Raw genomic sequence first — 22,604 nt, forward strand, 5'->3', positions numbered from 1 at the left:
CCCAGGACAAGTAATTCACTTGTCCTGGGGTTTTTGGGCTTACACCACGGAGTCAAATCGTGGCTGCTCACGCTCTTAATAATTGTTCAATCTGATCCAATCTTTGTTCAAACACGCCAAAGGCACGGACTAAATACTGATCATTTGTCATATCGACGCCTGCCTGTTTTAAAATTTCAATTGGATAGTCAGAACCACCCGCCCTTAGAAATGTTTGATACTTTTCCAAGGCGTCTTCGTCATGCTGCCAAACACCTTGTGACAATGCTGTTGCTGCCGCCCAGGATGTTGCGTACTGATAAACATAGTAGTTCATATAAAAATGTGGTACATATGCCCAGCTTTGCGTTCTTGTGCCAGACTCGGTCACTGCTGGACCGTAATACTTATTCACCAGCTCACCATTCAATTGATCTAAATAATCGGCCGTTAATGCCTGTCCATTTTGTTCGGCCTGATAAGCTTGATGTTCAAATTCAGCAAACTGGGTTTGCCGATAAATGGTGCCCACAAAGCCTGAGATCGATTGCTCTAAAATAAAAATCAACGCCTGCTTATTGTCCGCATATTTTTTGAGTAAATAGTCTGTCAAAATATTTTCGTTAAACGTTGATGCAACTTCAGCTAAAAAGATCGGTGCATCGGCATACTCTGAAGGTTGCTTTTTTTGTGAAAAGTAACTATGCATTGCATGGCCAGATTCATGGGCCAACACATATGTGCTATACAATTTATCCGTCCAGTTCAATAAAATAAATGGATTAGCAGTATACACACTTATTTGATAGCCACCTGATCGTTTGCCTTTATTTTCTGCAGCATCAATCCAACGCTGATCAAATTCCTGCTTTAACCCAGCAACATATTCCGGCCCTAACACCGATAGTGCATCCAGCGTCATTGCTTTACCTTCAGCAAAAGTGGTCTTCAATAAATCCTGACCCGCTATTGGCACATTGATATCATACTTATAAAACGGATCTAACTGCATAATTTCTTTTTTCAGGGCATACCAGCGATGAACCAACGGCAAATGCTCATTAACACTTTTAACCAGTGTATCGTAAACACTTTCTGGAATTTGTTCACCACTCAACGCAGCTGCTCGACCACTGTCAAAATGACGAACTTCCGCCTGCATGTTTTGTGAGCTAATAAAACTGTTTAATGTCTGAGCAAAGGTATTGCGCAAGTTATGATATGGTTTTTCGTACGCCAGCGTGGCTTCACGGCGGACATTCCGATTTTGAGATTCTGTAAACTGGCTCCGGTTACCATGTGTGAGTGGCACTTGATTGCCATTGTCGTCATGAACTAGTCCAAAATCTAAATCAGCATCGTTCAGCGTATTATAAATATCATCAGCTGCATCCAACGCTTTCCCGGCACGACCAAGCAATTGCTCTTCTTTATCCGATAAAATATGTGCCTTTTGTTGGCGAATTTTAGTTAGCATAAACTTAAATTCAGTTAACTGTGGTTCGGTTGCATAGAATTTTGTTAGCTGCGCCTCATCAATGGCCACAATTTCAGGTTCCAAGAAGGCCGTCTGTGCACTAATCCTGCTAAGCGTATTGGCTACTTCACCATACAAACTAACTGCTTGTGCCTGGGTTGTATCACTATCACGTCGTAAAAATCCGTACACAAATTCGCGCTCTAATTCTTCATTAATCCTTTTTTCTGCTTGTAATGCAGCTAGTAAATTAGCTGCACTTTGCCCAACTTTGCCCTGCAACTGCGTAAATTCATTTACCCGCAGAATTGTTTGTTGTAGTGCCGCTTTCATTGCATCATCAGATTCAAATAATAACTTCAAATTCCATTTTAATTGTTCAGGTACCTGGTCACGCGGTAATAATTTTTCTGTTGCCAATGCTTGCACCCCTTACGACTTAATTTCAGCCAAATACTGTTCGCTCTTGGCCTCATCAAACTCATTTTCTGATTTACCAATTACCATGGTTGCCAGTGAATTACCAACCACGTTAACTGCCGTCCGCCCCATATCTACAAAGCGGTCAATACCGGCAATAAACGTTAAGCCAGACATTGGCACCCCAATCGTGGAAACAGTTGCTAACAACACCACAAAAGAAGCTCCAGGCACGCCGGCCATTCCTTTTGAAGTGATCATCAATACAACTAACAACGTGATTTGGTGACCTAATGTCAGGTGGATACCGTAAGCCTGTGCTAAAAATAAGGCAGCTAATGATTGATAGATGGCAGAACCATCTAAATTAAAGGTATAACCAGTTGGAATTACGAAGGAGACAATCCCTTTGCTAACACCATATTTTTGCATTTTATCCATTAACCGGGGAAGCGTTGCCTCTGAACTAGCAGTTGAAAATGCGATTCCGATCTCTTCTTTAATGACATCCATTAAAGCCCAGAACTTGAAGCCGAAAATACGGGCGACAATTCCCATGATTACAACCACAAAAATAATCATTGTGCCATAAGCAATTAACACGAATAATCCCAATGGTGCTAGTGCACTAAAGCCCATTTCACCAACGGTCATTCCAATTAGGCCAAACACTCCAATTGGCGCAAACTTCATCACCCAATTAGTGACCTTAAACATTACTTCTGAAGTAGCCTGCAAAAAATCAATAACAATTTGGCCACGTTTGCCAATTGCGGCAGTTCCTAAACCAAAAAATACTGAGAAAAAAATTACTGGCATCATATCACCAGTGGAAAGAGCTTTAAAAAAGTTGGTTGGGATAATGCCCATAATCGTATCCCAAATTCCAGTGTGTGAAGCTGATTTAGCTGTACTCATGTATTGTGAAATATCAGTACTTTGTAACTGATGAATATCAATAAATGTCCCCGGGTGGGTAATATTACCAATCACTAACCCTAGTGCAATTGCGACGGTGGTCATTACTTCAAAATAAATTAAAGTTTTGCCACCAATCCGGCCCAATTTATGAATATCACCCATGTTAGCAATCCCAACTGTTAAACAGGAAACAACAATTGGCAGTACAATCATCTGAATTAAACTGATGAACATCGTCCCCAAGTTTTGCATCACCGTGATTGCTGCTTTATTATGATAAAAAATTCCTCCCGCAATAATACCTAAAACTAAGCCAATCACGATTTGCCAGCCTAAGCTGAGCCGTGTAAAGCGATAATGTTTCATCGTCTGCAATCCTCCTCATAAAATTTTAATAAATCCAGTTTAGCACATTTAATCTGCTGCGGGTATTTTTGGTTGCATTTTTGTAATGCAATTGAAAACGTGCACTACCGCACAACTAAATTGTATTTCAAAATGAGATAGATCTAATTACTCATTATCGCCATTTAGCAGAACACATTAATTGTCAATAACCTTTGCAAAACTCGCGCTTGCAAAATGTAAGTAATACATTTACAATAACGATGAATCAGAAAAATGGTGCCCCAATCATTGCCAATTTTAGCTCGAATAATTTTATTTTTTTGGCATTGATTGTGAATTATTTTTCAAACAACTTTATCTCTGGAGGGATTACTTATGGTAGAACCAAACACAGATTTCATGATGCCAAACGTCAACTTTTTTGGACCCGGTGTGATTAAGAAAATTGGTGATCGTGCCAAAATCTTGGGCATGAAAAAGCCATTGATCGTTACTGACAAATTTTTACGCAACATGGAAAATGGTCCCGTTAAACAAACTGAAGCTTCATTGAAGACAGCGGGCGTTGACTATGTATTTTATGATAACGTCGAGCCAAATCCTAAGGTTCGCAACGTCCAAGAAGGCAAAAAAGTTTATCTTGATAGCGGTTGTGACAGTATTATTTCTGTTGGTGGTGGCTCATCACATGACTGCGCCAAGGGAATTGGCATTGTCTTAACCAATGGTGATGACATCACTAAGCTTGCTGGAATCGATACACTTGATAACCCACTGCCACCACTGTTAGCCGTCAACACAACTGCTGGCACTGCCAGTGAAATTACCCGTCATACTGTTATTACTAACGAAGAAACTAAGTTAAAGTTCGTTGTTATTTCTTGGCGTAACGTTCCACTAGTTTCATTCAATGATCCTTTGTTAATGCTCGAAGTTCCTAAACGAATGACAGCTGCAACCGGAATGGATGCTTTGACTCACTGCGTTGAATCGTATGTTTCAACGCATCGTAACGACATCACTGATGCCCAAGCAATTCAAGGAATTAAAATTATCAGCAAGTACTTACCACAAGCATATGCTGATGGTCACAATGTTGAAGCTCGAACAAAAATGGCAGAAGCATCACTACTAGCTGGAATGGCATTTAATAATGCTGATCTGGGTTACGTTCATGCAATGGCTCATCAATTGGGCGGTCAATATGATGCTCCCCATGGCGAATGTTGTGCTTCATTGATGCCAACAGTTGAACAATGGAACATGATTTCTGCACCGGAACGATTCGCTGATATTGCTCGCTTTATGGGTGAAAAAGTTGATGGCTTAAATGTTTGGGATGCTGCTCAAAAAGCCATCGATGCACTTGAACGAATCTCAAAACAAGTTGGTATTCGCACAGTGAAGGAATTAGGAGCTAAGCCAGAAGATTTTGAATTGTTAGCTAAAAATGCACTCAAAGATGGTAACGCCGGTTCTAACCCTCGAATTGGTAATGAACAAGACGTTATCGATTTATTCACCACTGCTTACAATAAATAATATTTTTATCATTTCGATAACGATTGATAAAAGTGCAAACACGTGTGATTCGTTCGCTGAATCAGCACGTGTTTTTGTATTATTTAACATGCAATTTTTTAGTCTTTTGTCGCTGATAGTGCTATTCTTTAGCTAGTATTATTACTCGAGGAGGAGTTATCTCATGACTTTAGCACACGAATGCGTTTCATTAGTTCCGCTTTTCGCACAATTAACCCACGCTGATAAAGATACGATTGAATCAATCGTTCATCAGCACCATTATCAGCCCGGAGAAACTATTTTTGCGGCTGGCGATTCATTAGATGCTTTGATGATCATTGCTAGCGGCCAAGTTAAAGTTTATCAATTGGCCGAAAATGGTCGTGAACAGCTCCTTTATTTATTAAAGACTGGTGATTTTGAAGGCGAATCTGCTCTTTTCTCACAAACCAACCGTCAATCATTTGGTGAAGCACTATTGCCAACTGCGATTTGCCAAATCGAGCGTAGTGACTTTCAGAAACTGATGCAAAAGTACCCTAGCATTAGCATTAATTTGTTAAACGAATTTGGTAACCGCCTATCTAAGTTAGAAAAGCGAACAACCCAGGCCACAACCTCCTCGATTGAATCTCGACTGGCTGACTATTTGGTAGAAACAGCCGCCGGACTAAAAGTCACTTCATTTAAATTACCACTGAAGAAAAAGGATTTAGCCACATACTTGGGCACCACACCAGAAACGATCAGCCGCAAACTAAAAGAATTTGAGGACCAAGGCTTAATCATTCAAGGTGGCGGCAAAAAGATTACCATTGAAGATAGTGATGCTTTAGCATTAATTAATTAAAATGTGAATGATAACAATCGTAACCAGAAAGAGGCTGGACAAAAACTATGTTTTTTGTCCAGCCCCTATTTTTTAATTAAACGGTCCAACCAGTACTAACTTGCCGACCATCTTGTTGGCTTCCACTTGTTCATGAGCTTGCTGTAACGTGGTTGTTGAAATTGAATTAATCGTTTGCGTCCTGGTTGAAGCAACTGCTCCACTATCTAATAATTTTGCCAGGTCAGCTAAAATTTTTCCTTGAGATTCAACTTCAATTTCATATTTAGCCTTTGCAAACATAAACTCCCAGTCAAAACTAGCAGCTTTGTCTTTTAGTTTGCCTAACGCCACAGGTTTACTTGTTTCCACGATTGATCCGACATGGCCCAATGGTCGCACAAGTTTAGCAGCAACATCAAAATAGTTTTCCGTGGAATGAAGAATCATAATATCATCAATTTTGTCAGCGTACTGGTCACCTAATTGTTGCCATAAATCATGGTGGTGGTTAACAACTAAATCGGCCCCCATTTTTGTAACCCATTCAACTGTTTCAGGGCGCGAGGCAGTGGCAATCACTTTAAAGCCAGCCCACTTAGCCAACTGAATTGCACTTGAGCCCACGCCACCAGCACCATTAATAATTAACATTGTCCGGCCCAAATTAGCCTGCGGTCCAAACTTAGCCTGAAACTTTTCGAAAATTAATTCATACGCCGTCAACATGGTCAATGGCATTGCGGCTGCATCAGCATCGGATAGTTTTTGTGGGGCTAAGCTCACCAGGCGTGCATCTACTAGTTGAAATTCCTGGTTAGAACCAGATCTTTGATTAGTACCAGCGTAGAAAACACGATCACCACGATGATATTCAGTCACCTTTGGCCCTACTGAATCAATAATTCCAACTGCATCATAGCCTAAAATCTTCAATTGTGATTGCACCGCCGTTGCTTGGCGGACCTTTGTATCAACTGGATTGACTGATATAGCTGATACTTTTACTAACAGATCGTCACCAGTTGGGACTGGCTTGGCCAGTTCAATTTCAGCAAATTGCTGAGATTTGGCTGAAGGTGCGCCTTCGTATATTCCAATTGCTTTCATTTTTTGATTGCTCCTTTGATTAGTTTGGGGATAGTTTACTACAAATTGAGCGAAAATTGGGTGAATGGGCTATAGTAATTTAATTTACTGGCTAAACAACTACATTAGCAATTAAACAAAACTTTTACTTTTTGATTGATTGAACGTGTTCGGCAACCGCAGAAGTCTCCGTGTAACAATATGATTCAAATAAGCAAGCCTTTTACTTTTTTTATTGATTGAACGTGTTCGACAACCGCAGAAGTCTCCGTGTAACATAAAAATAACGAGGATGGATGGCTGTAGTTCGCCATCCATCCTCGTTATTTTCACGTTACACTCCGACTTCTAGGCGCGGTTTCTCACACTCCTAAAATATGCCCTCAAAGAACTCCACAATCCGCTGCCATACTCGCTGGAATATGTTGCCATATTTTGCCATTAATGCTTTTCCGTCCGCGCTATTGGCGAAGTCACCTAGTTTGGCCATCGCACTACCGACACTACCCTTTAATGAACTCGCAACATTTTTCACGTTGCTAATATATGTTTTTGAAGTTGAGACCGGTGCTTTTTGTACTTGAATCAATGCATTGACGATCAGTACCTTTGAAGCTTCCGGCGTTTTGGAACTTAAGTTACTATTTGCTAGTGCTTTATCTAACATTTCACGTACTTCGGCCTTGGTGGCATATTCATTATCATTTTGCCGTTGTTTGGCTAAATCAGCAGATACAGTTCCAACCGCCGCCATCAATTTACCAGAATATGTTTTGTCACCACTATTTTGATCAATTGCTGATTGCGTTGCATTTAGTACGCTATTGGCTGCTGTGGTATTCTCTGAGCTCAATGTAATTCCATCTGCTGCTAATGCTTTATAAACACCAGTTAACGCAGCCTGACCCGAAACTGCTTTGTTAGCAGTCACAGTAATAATGATATCATTAACCCCTGCCATCGTTGCTACCATAGCATATTGTTGCGCTGTAACTTCAGTAATATTACTTTCACCATTATATTTAACAATGTTTACCTTAACCCCAGCGCCAGAATCGGCTGGTGCCAAAGCAACTGAACTAATCATGGCTGAATCGGTGGTGCCACTCGAACTAATGTATTGAGCATAATCAGTTGCTGTTGAAGTTAATGCTGTATAATTATCATTAGCACCCAGTGCACTGGCCACTGATGACCGGTCGCTGGAAGCTAAGCCAGCCCCATACACAACGTAGGGCTTCGATAGTGCTTGTGTTTGCACTGCAGAGCTGCTGCTAGTATCCGCTGTTGTATCCGCATAGGTAACAGTTGCCGTTGCTGCTGGGATTGCAACCGCACCAACTAGCACAAGTGCCAAGGTTAATGCAATTTTTTTGATAAATTTCATTGTGCACCTCCTAAAGTACTTCACTATTTTACCATGGTCGCATACAAAACAAAATTAACGCCTAATTTTATTAATTAAAAGGCTAATTATTTAGCATTAATTTAATATTCATATTGAGGGGCAATTAATGATAACTAAACAACTCACACCACAGCAAATAATAAATCAAACTAGCCTTGTTGGTCGTTGGACGATCAAATCTGTTCACCAGACCGACACGCTTTACTCAACTAATCTTGGGTCCACCATTAAATTCAATCTCGTAAATAGCACTCAGTTAGGTGTCGACTTTTTCAATAATGGCAATCCATTTGGTCCTAGTCAAACCATTGCAGTTCGCATTGACCAACAACAGTGGCAACGATTTATGACCAACCAGATGCCTGCAATAATCAACTTGTCAAGAGACCGCCATACCATTGAATTAATGCTGGTTGGTAACAGCGATCTCGACGGTGTTTGGACTGAAAAGCAAGGTTTTGCCCTAAAATCATTTGCGATAGACCAATCAGCCACTATCACACCAACACCACTTGCTCGGCCCGTAACCTTTATTGGTGATTCAATTACATCAGGCTGTTGGATTAATGGCCACCACGCATCTTTTGACTATGCGGCTGAAGCTAATTATGTTTCAATTTGCGCCGATCAATTAAACCTGGATGCTGGTCGTATTTCATACTCGGCTGCTGGAATTTTAAAGCCTGGGACTGGGGGTGTGCCCAACGCCTTTGATTTTCTCGATCACATTGATGCCACATCGCCGTGGCAACCCCCGGCCACCGCGGCCATAGTCATCAACATTGGCGTCAACGACCGCCGCTTTGACCGTTCAGTATTTGCCCAAGCATTACCAGCATTCATTCAACAGGTTAACCAATTGTTTTTTGCTGCGCCGATCAAATTAATGATTCCATTTAGCCAAACGTTTGCTCCTATTTTTCGCACCACGGCAACTAAATTTAACAACATTCAACTTATCGAAACCAAAAATTGGCACTTATCTTACACGGACGGCCTCCATCCTGATGCCAAAGGTTCTCAAATTGCGGGTAATGAATTGGCCCGGGTCCTACGAACATTAACATAACTCAAACCAAAGATTGTCTTTTTAGCTTCAGACACGGTACAATTACGAATGGATAATAAAAAATATTGATGAGGGATAAAATATGAAATACGAACGGCTACTACCGATTCAACATGGCAATAATTTTCGCGATCTTGGTGGCTACACGACCACTGATGGACACACCATCAAATGGGGGCGCTTAATTCGGTCGGGACACTTAAATTCACTCGACCAGCACGATTTAGATGTACTTGCACAATTTAACGTAAAACTCGATCTTGATTTTCGAGCTCCTGATGAAATTTCAGCACGTCCAGATAAAATTCCAACTGGTGCAGCCTACACTGCTTTACCGGTTTTTCAAACTGACGAAACAGATGCTTCACACAGTCAAGAACAAATTATGGCTGATTATTCGGACCGACCAGATGCCGGCTATAAGCATATGTTGGACGTATACCGCGATATGGTCACTACCAAACAAGCTAAAGAATCCTATCAAACATTTTTCAGTCAGCTTCTGAGTAATGACGATCACAGTGCTGCACTGTTTCACTGTACTGCCGGTAAAGACCGTACTGGGATGGGCGCTGTCTTCTTGTTGAGCGCGCTCAACGTTGACCGACCAACAATTGTGCGCGATTATTTACTGACCAATTCAGTCACAAGGGACTTTGTCGCCGCCAATATTGCCAAAATTAAAGCGGCTGGTTTGCCGGATGCATTTGCCCAAAATACATTCGCGCTCTCTACGGTCTCACCAGACTATGTCAACACAGCTCTACAAGAAATTGACAGCCAGTATGGCGATGTTAAAAACTACTTGCAGCAGTATTTAGCTGTTTCTGAATCACAAATGAAGGATTTACAAAAACTGTATTTAGATTAAATTTAACCATTTAAAAATCGTCTCACTAGGCAGCTACCTAATGAGACGATTTTTTTCTATCAATATGTTGTACTGGGTAAATCTAGCATTTGCGCCAATTTTTCAAGTTGACTCACATAGTCACCATATACAAGTGCAAAGTGTGATTCGTAGCCATTAGCCACAAATTGGTCCATCAATTCGTTGACCGGTTGCTGCATTTCTATTCTACCAGAAACACCATTAAACTGGGCTGGTGTATCTTTCACGGTTCCTTTTGTAATCACAAAGCGGTAGCCATCTGCATCATAATGCACTCGCAAAATAGTCACTAGTCCTGGCTTCAATACCATTTGTGGACTGACAGGCATCTTACGATTGGGATGGACACTGGCCTCCACACCATACTTAGGATTAGCAAGTGAATACGCACCATAATCATGCCACATTGTGATCGTATTATCGCCTTCATCCAAACTGGAAACATCCCCTAAGAAGGTTGCATCTTGTTGCGGCGTCATTTGCTGCAAAATATACATCGAAAGCGCACCATGAATATCACATTCCATCGCCGTTGGTAGTTTTTGGTCACCTAATTGGGTCCATACCGACCCCGGTGCACTATGATATTTATCAAAGAAATCAGGCCAGCAGCGGGAAGCTAGCGCGCCCCAATTATCACGTTGTGCCCATTGATGCATCAATGTCACATATTTAACGAACCGGATTGTTTCATCTTGTTTGACGTTCAAGTTGTTGTAGTGCTGGCTGGCATAGTCCAATTGGGTTTGATATTCTTGTGGCTGCAACGCCTCTGCTTGAGCAAAGGCTTCGTCGATTTCATAATGTTTTAAGTGCACCCCAAAATTAGCCTGTAGCTGATCGGCATCAGCGTCTGAAAAGAAAAATCCTGGTGGAAATGTACCAACTACACCGATATTGAGATGGGCTAAGTCGTCCTTAACTTTAACCGATTGCACAAAATCTGCGATGACTTGCTGTACCGCCTCTTCATCTGGATTGCCATAAATATGCTGAAATTGGTGCTTTTGGCTGGCTAAATAGTTACCACTGCTCATTAGTCCAGTTAACGCATTTAAATGAAGCCAACCGTGAATACTGGGCTCGCGCGGGGCTAGTAACAAGATTGGTGTCGTCGGATATGATCGCTGCACTAATTGAATGAATTCGGCATCTGTAAACGTGGTGTTTTGAAAAATAATTCCGGCAATGTCATTTTCTTGGATTGTACTTAAAAAGCTTGCTAGTTCTTGTGGGTCGCCTAAGGCTTCTTGAGGAGCAATTACATCATATTCAACTATCTGTTTTTTAGTAGCGGCCATAATTTTAGTGGCAAATTCAGCGTCAAACTTACGCCGCACCACTGGTAAATATAAGATTTTACTCATGTCATCGTACTCCTTCCGCGATATAGTTTAGTGGTTTAACTGCTAAATTTTTCCCGATTAAACCAACATAGGCATCTTGTTGGACCATGCGTTGATTTTCCTGATGAGTTAATAACCACTTATTATGCTGAAACAATAAATCAGATGACTTACGAGCTGTTGTCAGTGGTGTATTGGTTTGATCCACTAATATCACTAAACACTTGAAACCAGCTTGCCATACGCGACAAGGGGCAAAATGCATTGTCGTTGAATATATTTCAATTGCCGTTCCCTGTGGTACAAAGAAAGCTTGTGTCTGATTGGTATTAAGTTGATTATCATGCAATTGATTCCGGTGAGCTAAAAATAGAACCAAATCCGTCCCAGCTAAATTAATTTCAGAACAATTATGAAATTCCAAAGCATTAATTTGACTACTATTGCCGTTGCAATAACCAATCTCAATTGCTTGTTCGCCATACCATTCTCGTGCAACCACCTGCCGTTGTTCATCAGCTAAAAAGGCCTGATCATCGCGGACATATTTATTATTGCTACTTGGAATGTCTGTCGCTGCTAGCTGTTGCGCTAGTTTATCTTGATACGGTAATGAAATGATTTGGCCAAACTGAGCAAATGCATCATCAGCCACCGATTTGATTTTTAAATGTTGATTTTGTTCTTGTAATTGGCTTAATGTTCTCATTTAATCACCTACTCAGTCTTTGTATTGTCCCATGCAGCTTGAAAAGTCTTTAATCCTAAATCTGTGTACGGATTGTTGAAACTGGTCTCGTAAACAGACAAAGCACATGTCACAATGTCAGCGCCATAAATTGCTGCGGTCTCAAGCTGTTTGGCAGTTCTAATCGCCGCAACAATCACTTCAGTCTTGAAATGATAATGTGCATAAATGTCTATAATGTCTTGAACGTACTTTAGCCCATCGTCACCGTAGTCTTCTTTCCAACCCACGAACGGTGAGACATACTTGGCGCCTACTTTACCGGCCATTAACGCCTGTGCAGGTGAAAATACTAACGTTAAATTAGTCCGAATACCCTGCTGTTCCAACTGACGAGCAGCAATAATTCCTTGTTGGTTAGTCGGAATTTTGATCACAAAATTAGGTGATATTTGGCTAATAGTTTGGGCCATCGAAACCATTTTTGCAGCACTTTCAAGATGTGGATTAATTTCCACCGATACTGGAAAATCAGGCTTGTCTGCCACATATGCTGCAATGTCTGCTAAACATGTTTTAAATGGTTTGCCGCTATTCATGATATGTTTTGGATTCGTGGTAACGCCGTCAAATCCATATTGCTCATAGGCCACCTTAATCTCATCTAACTTGGCGCTATCTAAAAAATATTTCATTTTAATTCCTTCTTCCTAATTATTCTCCAGGACCGGCTGTGGTTGTGGTTCACGCGCTCGCCGTTGTAACAGTTCATGCATAATCTTGCTGTAACGATTTTCAGTTAACGGATAGAGCCAGTACATTAATCCAATCGTCGCAATTGCCAACACAGCTGAGTAGATAAACATTAATCCCCGAATTCCAAGAATTGCGGTTGCTGTCTGTGTTTGATTAGGAACATAGCCAACTAATGACAATACAATGCCCGGAATAAAGCCGGCCAGTGCTTGAGATAATTTACGGAAATAAGTGAAAAACGAATAAACCAATCCCTCTGAGCGGATTCCGGTTTTCCATTCGCCATACTCAACACAATCAGACACTAACGCCCAGTTAAGGGCACTGGTGAATCCATTGCCCAAGTAAGCTACACTTGTTAATAACACCAGTAAGAATGTATTGCTAGCAAAGAAGAAACCGGCAATATCTGCCACCGCCCAAATGAGACAGCCTAGTATGTAAACATTTTTCTTATCAAATTTACGCGTTAACATTGGTGTCAAAAAGACGGAGACAAACACCATGCCAATACTAAAGAAGCCAAGTAGCGACACTGCGGTAGTATTTTTAAGCACATACTGACAGTAGTAAACCTGCACTGCCAGCTTCAAGTTAAATGCTGAAAAAGTAAACAAATTAACCAAGCTAACAGTCCACAGTGATTTATTTTTTAGTAATGCTTTGTATGCATGTTTAATTTCTTTTCGGTCAACTTTTTCTTTAACTGGTACCTGATACACTTCTTTGATGCTGGCATAGGAGTACCATTGGCACAACACGCCGACAACTGCGAAGATCAACACTGCCACCGTGTAACCAATTTTTTCATTGGGCAATGACGTCACAATCGGCATAAAACCAATTGTAGCAATCATTAGGCCTAAGTTAGAACCAGCTTGACGATATGACGCCAGTTCAGAATGCTCCTGACTGTTTTTGGTCATTGTTGGGATCATGGAACCAAACGGAATGTTGGAAATACTGTAACAGGTGCCAAATAGCATATAAGCAATGTAGGCCCAAACTAACTGACCGGTCACTGAAAAACTAGGCATAGTAAAGTTTGCAATCAGTAACAACGCTAACGGAATGGCGGACCATAAAATAAATGGTCGAAACTTACCGCGTTTACCAATATTAGTTCGATTATCAATCCAAGTTCCAACACTGATATCCATGAAGGCGTCCCAAATTTTAGCCACCAGGAAAATAGTTCCCGCAGCTGCAGCTGGTAATTTTAACTGATCGGTAAAGTACTTCAGTAGATACAGTTGCCCCATATCAAACAAAAAGTTATTACCGACATCGCCCATCGCATAGGCAATTTTGTTTTTTAATGTAACGGTCTTTGGCGCAATATCATTTTGCGCGACGGCCGGCTCGATTTGTTTTTGCATAATGGTTCCTCCTTTCATTTGCCCGGGGTTAACCTAGCGCAATCATTTTTTGATTAGCAAATTCATACAATGCTAAATCACTCATTTCACGACCATAACCTGAATTTTTGACACCACCAAATGGTAATTCGGGATAGCCGTTCGATGGTTGGTTAATAAAGACTTGCCCAGTTTCTAATTGTTTGGCGATCATTTGTGCCTGCTCAATTGAACCAGCATAAACTGCACCAGCTAAACCATATTGTGACCGATTGGCCAATTTAATTGCTGCGTCAGTACTCTCCACCACATGCAGTTGACCAACTGGTCCAAACAATTCTTCATCAAAAATTGGGTTAGCTTCATCAATGTTGGTTAGTAGCACCGGGCTAAAGAAGTTGCCTGCTTTTGAATCATCAATCCCGCCATGAACCAATTCCTTAGCGCCGTGTTGAATTGCAAGATTTACTTGTTTTTGCAGGGTTGTTTGAATTGATTTAGATGCTAACGGTGCCAGGGTTGTTGTTTCAGCCATTGGGTCACCCATATGACGCGACTTAAATTCATTGATTAATGCTGCAGTAAATTCATCAGCAACATCTTGATGAACAATCATCCGTTTGGCCGATGTACAAACTTGGCCACTATTGCGCAATCGTGATGTTGCCGCGTCTTTAGCAGCCTGTTTAATATCTGCACCTGGTAAAACTAAAAAGGCATCATTGCCACCCAACTCTAACGTTGTTTTAGTAATGGCCTGGGCGGCTTCACTCGCCACTACTTTGCCTGCTTTAGTAGAACCAGTTAATGCCACGCCTTGAACACGTTGATCCTTGATGATATCTGCAACTTGTTCATTGGTAACAAATAGATTTTGGAACGCACCATGTTCAATGCCGGCTTGCCAAACGGTTTGTTCAAACACTGTGGCACAACCAGCTACTATTTTGGCGTGTTTCAATAACACTGGGTTGCCAAGTAAAAAGTTAGGAGCGAACACTCGCATTACTTGGGTATACGGAAAATTCCATGGTTCAATCGCCAGTACTATCCCAGTTGCTTCATATGTTAATTTAGCCCGCTTAGTACCCAGATACTGATAATCTTTTGATACTAACGCTGCCGGGCCGTTATTCGCATAGTAATCAGCAATATTTGCTGCAGCATTTGCCTCTTGTAAACTCTCTTGCAATAGCTTACCCATATTTTGGGTTGCTGTTTTGGCCAACAGTTTTGCATTGGTACGAAATGCGGTTGCAATAGCATGCAACTGTTGTGCGCGTTGTTCAAATGAACCTCTTTTCGCAGTTTCGAAATAACGGTTCGCATTTGTTAGTGCTGCTTCTACTAATTGTTGATTGTTAATGGTGAATGTTGCTTCAATCGATTCTGAATATGGATTTAATACGTCAAATTTCATAGTTGATTACTCCCTTCGGTTAGTTAAAAAATAACTTATCTACAGTTTTATCAAACGCATTTGGTTTCTTTATGCACCACTTAGGAAAAACAAATGAACATTTTGGCAATATTTTGCGTTAAATTTGAATTTTATTAGATGTTCCTATTTTTTTCATTAAATTGTTCGAATAGTTGCGCGTACTTAGATTGACGCCGAAAGAAGACTGGTGGCTGGCCCAATGGTGCGTTAATTCGATGTTGGCCAGCACCAAATGTTTGGCCACTCCATAGATGAACCCATTCGTCGTCTGGTAAATAAACTATCCATTGACTTTGTTGTGCTTGGTAGACTGGTGCAACCAGTAAATCGCGACCAAATAAATATTCATACTGAATATCGTAAGCATGGGCATCATTTTCGTAATGCATGAATAGTGGTCGTTGCATGGGCAAGCCATGTTCCTGGTATTCTTTCATAATGGCTTGACGATAGGGTTTTAATGCCACAAAAATGTCACTACAGTGCGCAAAATGAGTCATTGCCTCGTCATCGTCATAAACCTGAAAATTTTCTGCAGGTCGATTGCCTTCGTGGGTCCTCATAACCGGTAAAAAGCTACCCATCTCAGCCCAGCGCATAAACAATTCTTTGGAACGAATATTGCCATGTAAACTGGTATACCCGCCGATATCACTATGGCTTAAACCGAAACCAGACATTCCGGCTGACAATGCTGCGGGAATCGTGGAAGCTAAACCATCATCTAGACTCCAATTAACGCTCTGGTCGCCCGCCCACAGTAGTGGTGTGTACGGTTGACTACCATTGGCACCGGCACGCATGAAGTAAACAATTTCGTCACCCTTGCCTGCTTCTTGGACTGCTTCATAATTACATTTGGCCCATAATTTGGGCCACTGATTATGCATTTCCAATGGGTCACTTTGATCAAATAGCACCACATCTGTTGGCAAATATTCTCCAAAATCAGCCATCCAACCGGTAATGCCTATGTCAATCAAGTTAGTTTTTATCACAGATTTGAACCATTCAAATGCCGCTGGGTTAGTCAAATCGACCACGCCACAATCAAATTCGCCAAAGTCGACTAGGTAGATATCACCTCGATCAGTCTTGGCAAAGTAGCCATGTTTAGCTGCATTGGCAAACATGGATGTATCACTGGCAATGTATGGGTTGATGTATGCTAAAAAGCGCAAATCATTGTGTTGCCAAGTTTTAATTTGTTCCGTTAATTGGGGATATAATTTCGAATCAGCTTGCCACTCCCACATTAATCGCTTGCCAAAACTAGTCATTCGAATTCCTTGCCAATCTTGGCACCATAGTGCTGCTAATTTAACATTTTTTTCTTGCAGTCGATCGGTAATTGTTTGGACTCGGTTCGTGCCACCCTGAACTCCTAGCATCACGCCATCATTAATCCAATCTGGTAATTTGGGTTGCCGGCCAATTAAATTAGTTAGTTCTTCGATTAATTTGACAAATGTTGCTGCAGTTTCAATAGTGAGTGCTGTGGGCATGCCCCAAAATTGTAATTCATGATATGTCGGATTACTAAAATCAAAATCCGCGTAATAAGACGAATCGGTATGACAATAATATTTAGCACTAGAAATAAAGGTTCCTTGTGGATAATTTGTGGTGTAATAATTGCCACCAGCATGGTCACTATAATCTGCTAACTGAGTGGTTAACGTCCGCTTGTTGCGGCCAACTCCTGGTTCAGAAGTCCATAGGGGGAAGTGACGACCACGTAAATTGAAATACGATAATTGTTCACCACACCCATAGATTTTCTCGGTGGCAACAGCATTTAGACGCACCCACAGCCGATTCCAATCAGGCTGAAGCAATTTGAATGTTACGACTAATCTTTGCTGGTGATCTAATTGAGCAATGAGCTTTAAATAGGTTTGAGTTCTAAACCCAAAGGCTAATTCAACTTGTTCTTCAGTAACATCAGCATCGGTCACAAACAAAGGAATTTTAGTTGTTATTTGATCGTTAATATCAAAATTACCACGATACATATCAATGTCAGCGGCGCCATGACCTAAAAACAAAATGGGGGAAGCATCCGTATGAGAGAAAATTAATTGGTTATTATAGGTTAACTGTCCGTCATCATAGGTTAATCGTTTTGTAAGAGTAGCTGTCATATCAATCCACACTCCATTTCAATTGACTAAGAATAAAAATACATTGTGTCAATCTTATAAAATAAGTTTGAAGTGCGGGTGCGGGAAGTATAAAGAAAAAATGATAATTAAATTAAGAGTATGCAAAAAAACAGTCAAAAAAAGACTGAAGAATATTATCCTCCAGCCTAACTAACTATCTAATTTTAATTTTGAACCGAAACATTGCCCTTCATTTCGCGCACATAAGCCTTAATTGCCTCAGTTGCATCATTTGGATTTTTTTCAATCAGCTTAACAATTCCAGACCCCACAATTGCCCCATCAGCAATCTGATTCATCTGTTGTACTTGTTTTGCTGTATGAATTCCAAATCCAACCACTACCGGTGTATCAGTCACTGCTTTAATTTGTTGGACTGTTTGGATTAAATCATGCGCTACCTCATCACGAACGCCAGTCACCCCTAAGGATGAAACTAAGTAGATAAAGCCAGTAGTGCCTGCCACAATTTTAGGAATTCGTTTATCCGAGGTAGGTGCAACCAACGGAATCACCGACACACCGTGTTTGGTTGCAAATGGTACTATCTCGTCACGTTCTTCAACTGGTAAATCAGGAATCACTGTGCCACTAACATTTAACTCCTCGCAGCGTTGATAAAATTTGTCATAACCATAATCAAAAATTTTATTGGCATATGATAGGAATACCAAAGGTACGTCAGTCTGCTCGCGAATTTGTGCCACCATGGCAAAAATTTTATCAGTGGTAATATCCGCTGCAAAGGCCCGTAAATCGGCCGCTTGAATTACTGGACCATCAGCCACAGGGTCACTAAACGGAATGCCTAATTCCACCACATCAGCGCCCGCTTGCGCCATGGCCACTACATATTCGACACTTTTTTCAACTGATGGGTCACCAGCAACCGTAAATCCAACAAACGTATTTTCTCCTGCAAATGCTGCCTGTAAATTAGTCATGAATATTCACCCCCCGATAACGGGCAATTGCAGCGACATCTTTATCGCCGCGCCCAGATAAGTTACAAACAATAATTTGATCTTTGCGCATTGTTGGCGCTAATTTTCTAACGTAGGCGACTGCGTGGGAACTTTCAATAGCAGCTACAATTCCTTCAGTTTGTGCAATATATTCAAAGGCATCCACTGCTTCGTCGTCCGTAATTCCGACATATTGAACCCGTTTGCTTGCTTGTAAGGCTGCATGTTCTGGTCCAATTCCAGGATAGTCTAACCCCGCCGAAATCGAGTAAACTGGTGCAATATCACCATCATCATCTTGGCAGAATAGTGACTTCATGCCATGAAAAATACCGATCCGGCCAGTTTCAAGTGTGGCAGCTGTTTTATCCGTATGAATTCCTTTGCCGGCGGCCTCACAACCAATTAATTTTACACTCGGGTCATTGATGAAATGGTAAAAGGCACCAATGGCATTACTACCGCCACCAACACAAGCCACCACTGCATCAGGTAATTTACCTGTTTCTTTTAATAACTGTGCTTTAATTTCCTTACTTATAACAGACTGGAAATCGCGGACCATGGTTGGAAATGGATGTGGTCCCATCGTTGAACCAATCACATAATGCGTATCATCCATTCGACGAGTCCACTCTTGCATCGCTGCATTAACGGCATCTTTCAGGGTCCCTGTTCCAGTACTAATAGCATGAACTTTGGCCCCCAGTAGTTCCATTCGATAAACGTTTAATGCTTGGCGCTCTGTATCCAGTTTCCCCATGAAGATTTCACATTCCATCCCCATTAATGCAGCAACAGTGGCAGTTGCAACGCCGTGTTGGCCAGCGCCTGTTTCTGCGATAATTCGTGTTTTACCCATTCGTTTAGCTAATAGTACCTGACCAAGCACATTATTAATTTTATGCGATCCGGTATGGTTTAAGTCCTCACGCTTGAAATAAATTTGTGCGCCGCCCAAATCAGCACTCATTCTTTCTGCATGGTAAAGCAATGATGGCCGATTTGCGTAGTTAATTAGTAAATCCTTCAACTCTGCTTTAAAATCTGGATCATCTTTATAGTGGTCATAAGCCTCTGTCAGTCGATCAATTTCACTCATTAAGGTTTCTGGGATGTACTGGCCGCCATATTCGCCAAAGCGACCTACTTGGTTAGTTTCTGATTTTGTTTCTTGCATTGTGTGCCCTCCGTGTAAATTTCATAATCTTCATTGCGTCTTTATGGCCATCGGTCTCTACTCCCGAACTAACATCAACAAAATCTGGCAAAACAGTTGTGATTGCCGTTTCAATATTGTCTGGTGTTAATCCGCCAGCAAGAAAAAATGGTCGTTGTTCTTCATCGATGGTTTGCCAGTCAATTGTGGTGCCGCTGCCTGGCTTGCGGCCATCATACATGACATAATCGGCTGTCACTTTCAATTGTTCACCGGGCTGAATGGCCTGGATTACCTTAGTTCCTAGCTGTCGCAATTGAGCTACCAGCTGCTGATTTTGTTGCCCGTGTATTTGGACTAATTGAATCGTATGACTACTTAATAATGGCTTAATTTCAGCTAATGTCGGATTAACAAACACCCCAACCGCATCAATATTGCTGTCTAACTGCGCTCTCAGGTTTGCGGCCTGTGTTGCCGTAACCTGGCGCTTACTCTGTGCAAAAACGAATCCTGCTAGTTCTGGTTGGGCATCGTTAACTGCTTGAACGTCAGCAATCGTTTTTAATCCGCATATTTTAACTTTGGTCAACCGCCACACGCCCCTTTAGTTGTCGCATTGTTTCAAGCTTATTGGGCGACTTCATTAATGTCTCACCAACAAGTGCAACGTTAATTCCATTTTGCCGCAACTTTGCGGTATCATCACCGCTCTTAACACCGCTTTCTGCGACGAAAATACAATCTTGTGGTACCAATTTTCTTAATTGTTCGCTGTTGTTGAAGTTTACTGAAAAGTCATTTAAATTACGATTATTCACGCCAATGATTCTAGCATGTGCCTTAACAGCTCGATCAATCTCATCTTCATTGTGGGCTTCTACTAACGCAGACAGCCCCAATTGGTTTGCCAATGTCAGATAAGCTTGTAATTGCTGGTCCGTCAAGATTTTAACAATTAATAAAACCGCTGCAGCCCCAGCCAATTTAGCTTCATAGAGCATATATTCATCAATCACGAAATCTTTGCGTAACAGTGGTGTTTGAACTTTATTGGCAATTTGGCGTAGATACTCTAATGATCCTTGAAAATAATCTGGTTCCGTTAACACTGAAATGGCGTTGGCGCCGGCCTCTTCATAATCCTGGGCAATTTTTAGATACGGAAAATCTTTTGCAATGACACCCTTTGAAGGTGAAGCCTTTTTTACCTCTGCAATAATATGCATTCCATTGCCGCTCAATGCTTTTTCAAATGGGCGTTCATCACTAATTGGCAGTTTTGCTACTTGCTGTTTTAATTTCTCAAGGGGTAGTTGTTGTTTAGCCTGCGCGACTCGTTTGGTGGTGGCAGCTACTAATTGATCTAAAATCATGCAACTGCCTCCTTCGTAAATTCAATTAACTCGTTTAACTTTTGTTGGGCCTTGCCATCGTCGATTAACTGACGAGCTAACGTGATCCCATCTTCAATACTGAGTTCTGGTTTAGCAATGTGCAGTGCCGCACCAGCATTAAGTAACACAACATCTCGTTTAGCACTCTTTTGTCCTTGTAAAATGTCACGTGTGATTTGGGCATTTTGTGCTGGCGTCCCACCAACTAAATCTTGTTTGTTACATAGGTCGAAACCAAATTTACGAGGGTCAATCGTGTATTCAGTCGTGGTACCATGTCGTAGTTCAACGACATCGGTTGGCGCGCTCATTGAGATTTCATCAAGACCATCTTGGCCATGAACGATCATTGCATCTGTTACACCTAGTTGATTTAGCACAAGCGTCATTGGTTTCAACAGGCTCTCATCGTAAACACCTAATAATTGTTGTGTAGCGTGAGCTGGGTTGGCCAGAGGTCCGAGGATGTTAAAAATTGTTCGAATACCTAAAGTCTTACGTACAGGTGCCACGAACCGCATCGCTTGATGATATTCTTGGGCAAATAGGAAACATACTCCGATTTTTTGTAGCAATTCTTCACTTTGGTGTGGTTGTAAGTTGATGTTGACACCTAATGATTCGAGCACATCCGCTGCACCACTCTTCGATGATGCTGCGCGATTACCATGCTTGGCAACCGGTACGCCTGCTGCGGCAATTACCAAAGCAGAGGTGGTAGATATGTTGAATGTGTTCGCGTGATCACCACCAGTGCCCACAATTTCTAATACTTGTTCGCCGGCATGGAATGGTGCCGCGTGGTCACGCATTGATTTGGCGCTACCGGCGATTTCATCGGCCGTTTCATGTTTCATGCTCAAAGCTGTCAAAAATGATGCAATTTGAATATCACTAGTTTCGCCATTCATAATTTCGTTCATTACCTGCTGTGCTTGGTCAAAAGTTAAATCTTCTTTGTTAGTTACTTGTTTAATTGCTGTTTCAATCATGTTAAATTCCTCATTTCAATTTTTAATTGTTTAGTTTCTGCGAATATCCAGTTATAGTTTTGCCATCGTTTTAGTGTCTTCATATTGATTTCCTCCAAATGATTGTAAATAAAAAATCCGCCCACATAACGATTAATCGTTACAAGGACGGATTTTGTTTTTTCCGCGGTACCACCTTTTTTTGAAGAGTGTGGAGAGGAACGGTTTGATCCTGAGCATTAGTGGCAAAAGTTGAATAATGCGGGTTTCGCATTGTTTAACTTTTGTGACTAAGCGGAAGAATCAGTTCCTCGCAACACGTTTTTACACGTGTCATCACACTCGTTCACTCTCAGCAGGATGCTAACACATCCTTGGCAATTGACGTCTGCCTAACGTAAC

At 41.4% G+C, this 22,604-nt stretch carries 19 protein-coding genes; 4 read left to right on the plus strand and 15 right to left on the minus strand.

Annotation, left to right across the window (positions count from 1 at the left end; genetic code table 11):
• Nucleotides 1-67: 67 nt before the first annotated feature.
• Complete coding sequence (gene pepF, locus WDC_RS03035; RefSeq protein ID WP_044010341.1) at nt 68-1,876, minus strand: oligoendopeptidase F; 1,809 nt, start codon at nt 1,874-1,876, stop codon at nt 68-70.
• 12 nt (nt 1,877-1,888) lie between these two features.
• Nucleotides 1,889-3,163, minus strand: coding sequence for a cation:dicarboxylate symporter family transporter (locus tag WDC_RS03040; RefSeq protein ID WP_044010342.1), 1,275 nt, complete (start codon nt 3,161-3,163; stop codon nt 1,889-1,891).
• Between the two features lie 357 nt (nt 3,164-3,520).
• On the opposite strand from WDC_RS03040, the gene WDC_RS03045 reads away from it, so the two are divergent.
• Together WDC_RS03045 and WDC_RS03050 are read left to right on the plus strand one after the other, a co-directional pair.
• Nucleotides 3,521-4,687, plus strand: a complete 1,167-nt coding sequence (locus tag WDC_RS03045) for an iron-containing alcohol dehydrogenase (protein WP_044010343.1) — start codon at nt 3,521-3,523, stop codon at nt 4,685-4,687.
• Between the two features lie 163 nt (nt 4,688-4,850).
• Nucleotides 4,851-5,519 (plus strand): Crp/Fnr family transcriptional regulator, encoded by a 669-nt coding sequence (locus tag WDC_RS03050; protein WP_044010344.1) that lies wholly within the window; start codon nt 4,851-4,853, stop codon nt 5,517-5,519.
• A gap of 72 nt (nt 5,520-5,591) precedes the next feature.
• Here the strand turns inward: WDC_RS03050 and WDC_RS03055 are convergent, their stop codons facing one another.
• Nucleotides 5,592-6,608, minus strand: coding sequence for a zinc-binding alcohol dehydrogenase family protein (locus WDC_RS03055; RefSeq protein ID WP_044010345.1), 1,017 nt, complete (start codon nt 6,606-6,608; stop codon nt 5,592-5,594).
• A 349-nt stretch (nt 6,609-6,957) separates the two neighbouring features.
• Nucleotides 6,958-7,974 carry a DUF1002 domain-containing protein gene (locus tag WDC_RS03060; protein ID WP_044010346.1) on the minus strand — a complete coding sequence of 339 codons (1,017 nt, stop codon included), beginning with the start codon at nt 7,972-7,974 and terminating at the stop codon, nt 6,958-6,960.
• Nucleotides 7,975-8,101: 127 nt separating this feature from the next.
• Between WDC_RS03060 and WDC_RS03065 the strand changes: the two genes are divergently transcribed.
• Entirely contained in the window at nt 8,102-9,064 is a 963-nt protein-coding gene (locus tag WDC_RS03065) for a GDSL-type esterase/lipase family protein (protein WP_044010347.1), read from the plus strand.
• Nucleotides 9,065-9,146: 82 nt separating this feature from the next.
• Nucleotides 9,147-9,935, plus strand: a complete 789-nt coding sequence (locus tag WDC_RS03070; protein WP_044010348.1) for a tyrosine-protein phosphatase — start codon at nt 9,147-9,149, stop codon at nt 9,933-9,935.
• A 59-nt stretch (nt 9,936-9,994) separates the two neighbouring features.
• Here WDC_RS03070 and WDC_RS03075 read toward each other — a convergent pair whose 3' ends face one another.
• The 11 genes from WDC_RS03075 to trpD form a co-directional block, all read right to left on the minus strand.
• Nucleotides 9,995-11,323, minus strand: a complete 1,329-nt coding sequence (locus tag WDC_RS03075; RefSeq protein WP_044010349.1) for a hypothetical protein — start codon at nt 11,321-11,323, stop codon at nt 9,995-9,997.
• A gap of 1 nt (nt 11,324) precedes the next feature.
• Nucleotides 11,325-12,011 carry a DUF4867 family protein gene (locus WDC_RS03080; RefSeq protein ID WP_044010350.1) on the minus strand — a complete coding sequence of 229 codons (687 nt, stop codon included), beginning with the start codon at nt 12,009-12,011 and terminating at the stop codon, nt 11,325-11,327.
• An 8-nt stretch (nt 12,012-12,019) separates the two neighbouring features.
• The gene (locus WDC_RS03085) at nt 12,020-12,685 is read right to left on the minus strand and encodes a transaldolase family protein (RefSeq protein WP_044010351.1); all 666 of its coding nucleotides are present in this window, start codon (nt 12,683-12,685) and stop codon (nt 12,020-12,022) included.
• A 15-nt stretch (nt 12,686-12,700) separates the two neighbouring features.
• The gene (locus WDC_RS03090; RefSeq protein ID WP_044010352.1) at nt 12,701-14,125 is read right to left on the minus strand and encodes a glycoside-pentoside-hexuronide (GPH):cation symporter; all 1,425 of its coding nucleotides are present in this window, start codon (nt 14,123-14,125) and stop codon (nt 12,701-12,703) included.
• A gap of 28 nt (nt 14,126-14,153) precedes the next feature.
• Nucleotides 14,154-15,524, minus strand: coding sequence for an aldehyde dehydrogenase family protein (locus WDC_RS03095; protein ID WP_044010353.1), 1,371 nt, complete (start codon nt 15,522-15,524; stop codon nt 14,154-14,156).
• Between the two features lie 134 nt (nt 15,525-15,658).
• A complete protein-coding gene (locus tag WDC_RS03100; RefSeq protein ID WP_044010354.1) occupies nt 15,659-17,689 on the minus strand; it encodes an alpha-glucosidase in 2,031 nt (676 codons plus the stop codon).
• A 185-nt stretch (nt 17,690-17,874) separates the two neighbouring features.
• Complete coding sequence (trpA, locus tag WDC_RS03105) at nt 17,875-18,654, minus strand: tryptophan synthase subunit alpha (RefSeq protein WP_044010355.1); 780 nt, start codon at nt 18,652-18,654, stop codon at nt 17,875-17,877.
• Nucleotides 18,647-19,855, minus strand: coding sequence for a tryptophan synthase subunit beta (gene trpB, locus WDC_RS03110; protein WP_044010356.1), 1,209 nt, complete (start codon nt 19,853-19,855; stop codon nt 18,647-18,649). Before trpB ends, trpA begins: the two co-directional genes overlap by 8 nt.
• Nucleotides 19,830-20,426 carry a phosphoribosylanthranilate isomerase gene (locus WDC_RS03115; protein ID WP_044010357.1) on the minus strand — a complete coding sequence of 199 codons (597 nt, stop codon included), beginning with the start codon at nt 20,424-20,426 and terminating at the stop codon, nt 19,830-19,832. Before WDC_RS03115 ends, trpB begins: the two co-directional genes overlap by 26 nt.
• Entirely contained in the window at nt 20,413-21,210 is a 798-nt protein-coding gene (gene trpC / locus WDC_RS03120) for an indole-3-glycerol phosphate synthase TrpC (protein WP_044010358.1), read from the minus strand. Before trpC ends, WDC_RS03115 begins: the two co-directional genes overlap by 14 nt.
• Nucleotides 21,207-22,223 (minus strand): anthranilate phosphoribosyltransferase, encoded by a 1,017-nt coding sequence (gene trpD, locus WDC_RS03125; protein WP_044010359.1) that lies wholly within the window; start codon nt 22,221-22,223, stop codon nt 21,207-21,209. The genes trpC and trpD overlap by 4 nt, the downstream gene beginning before the upstream one ends.
• Nucleotides 22,224-22,604: the final 381 nt, after the last annotated feature.

Source organism: Paucilactobacillus wasatchensis, assembly GCF_000876205.1.
Lineage (GTDB): Bacteria > Bacillota > Bacilli > Lactobacillales > Lactobacillaceae > Paucilactobacillus > Paucilactobacillus wasatchensis.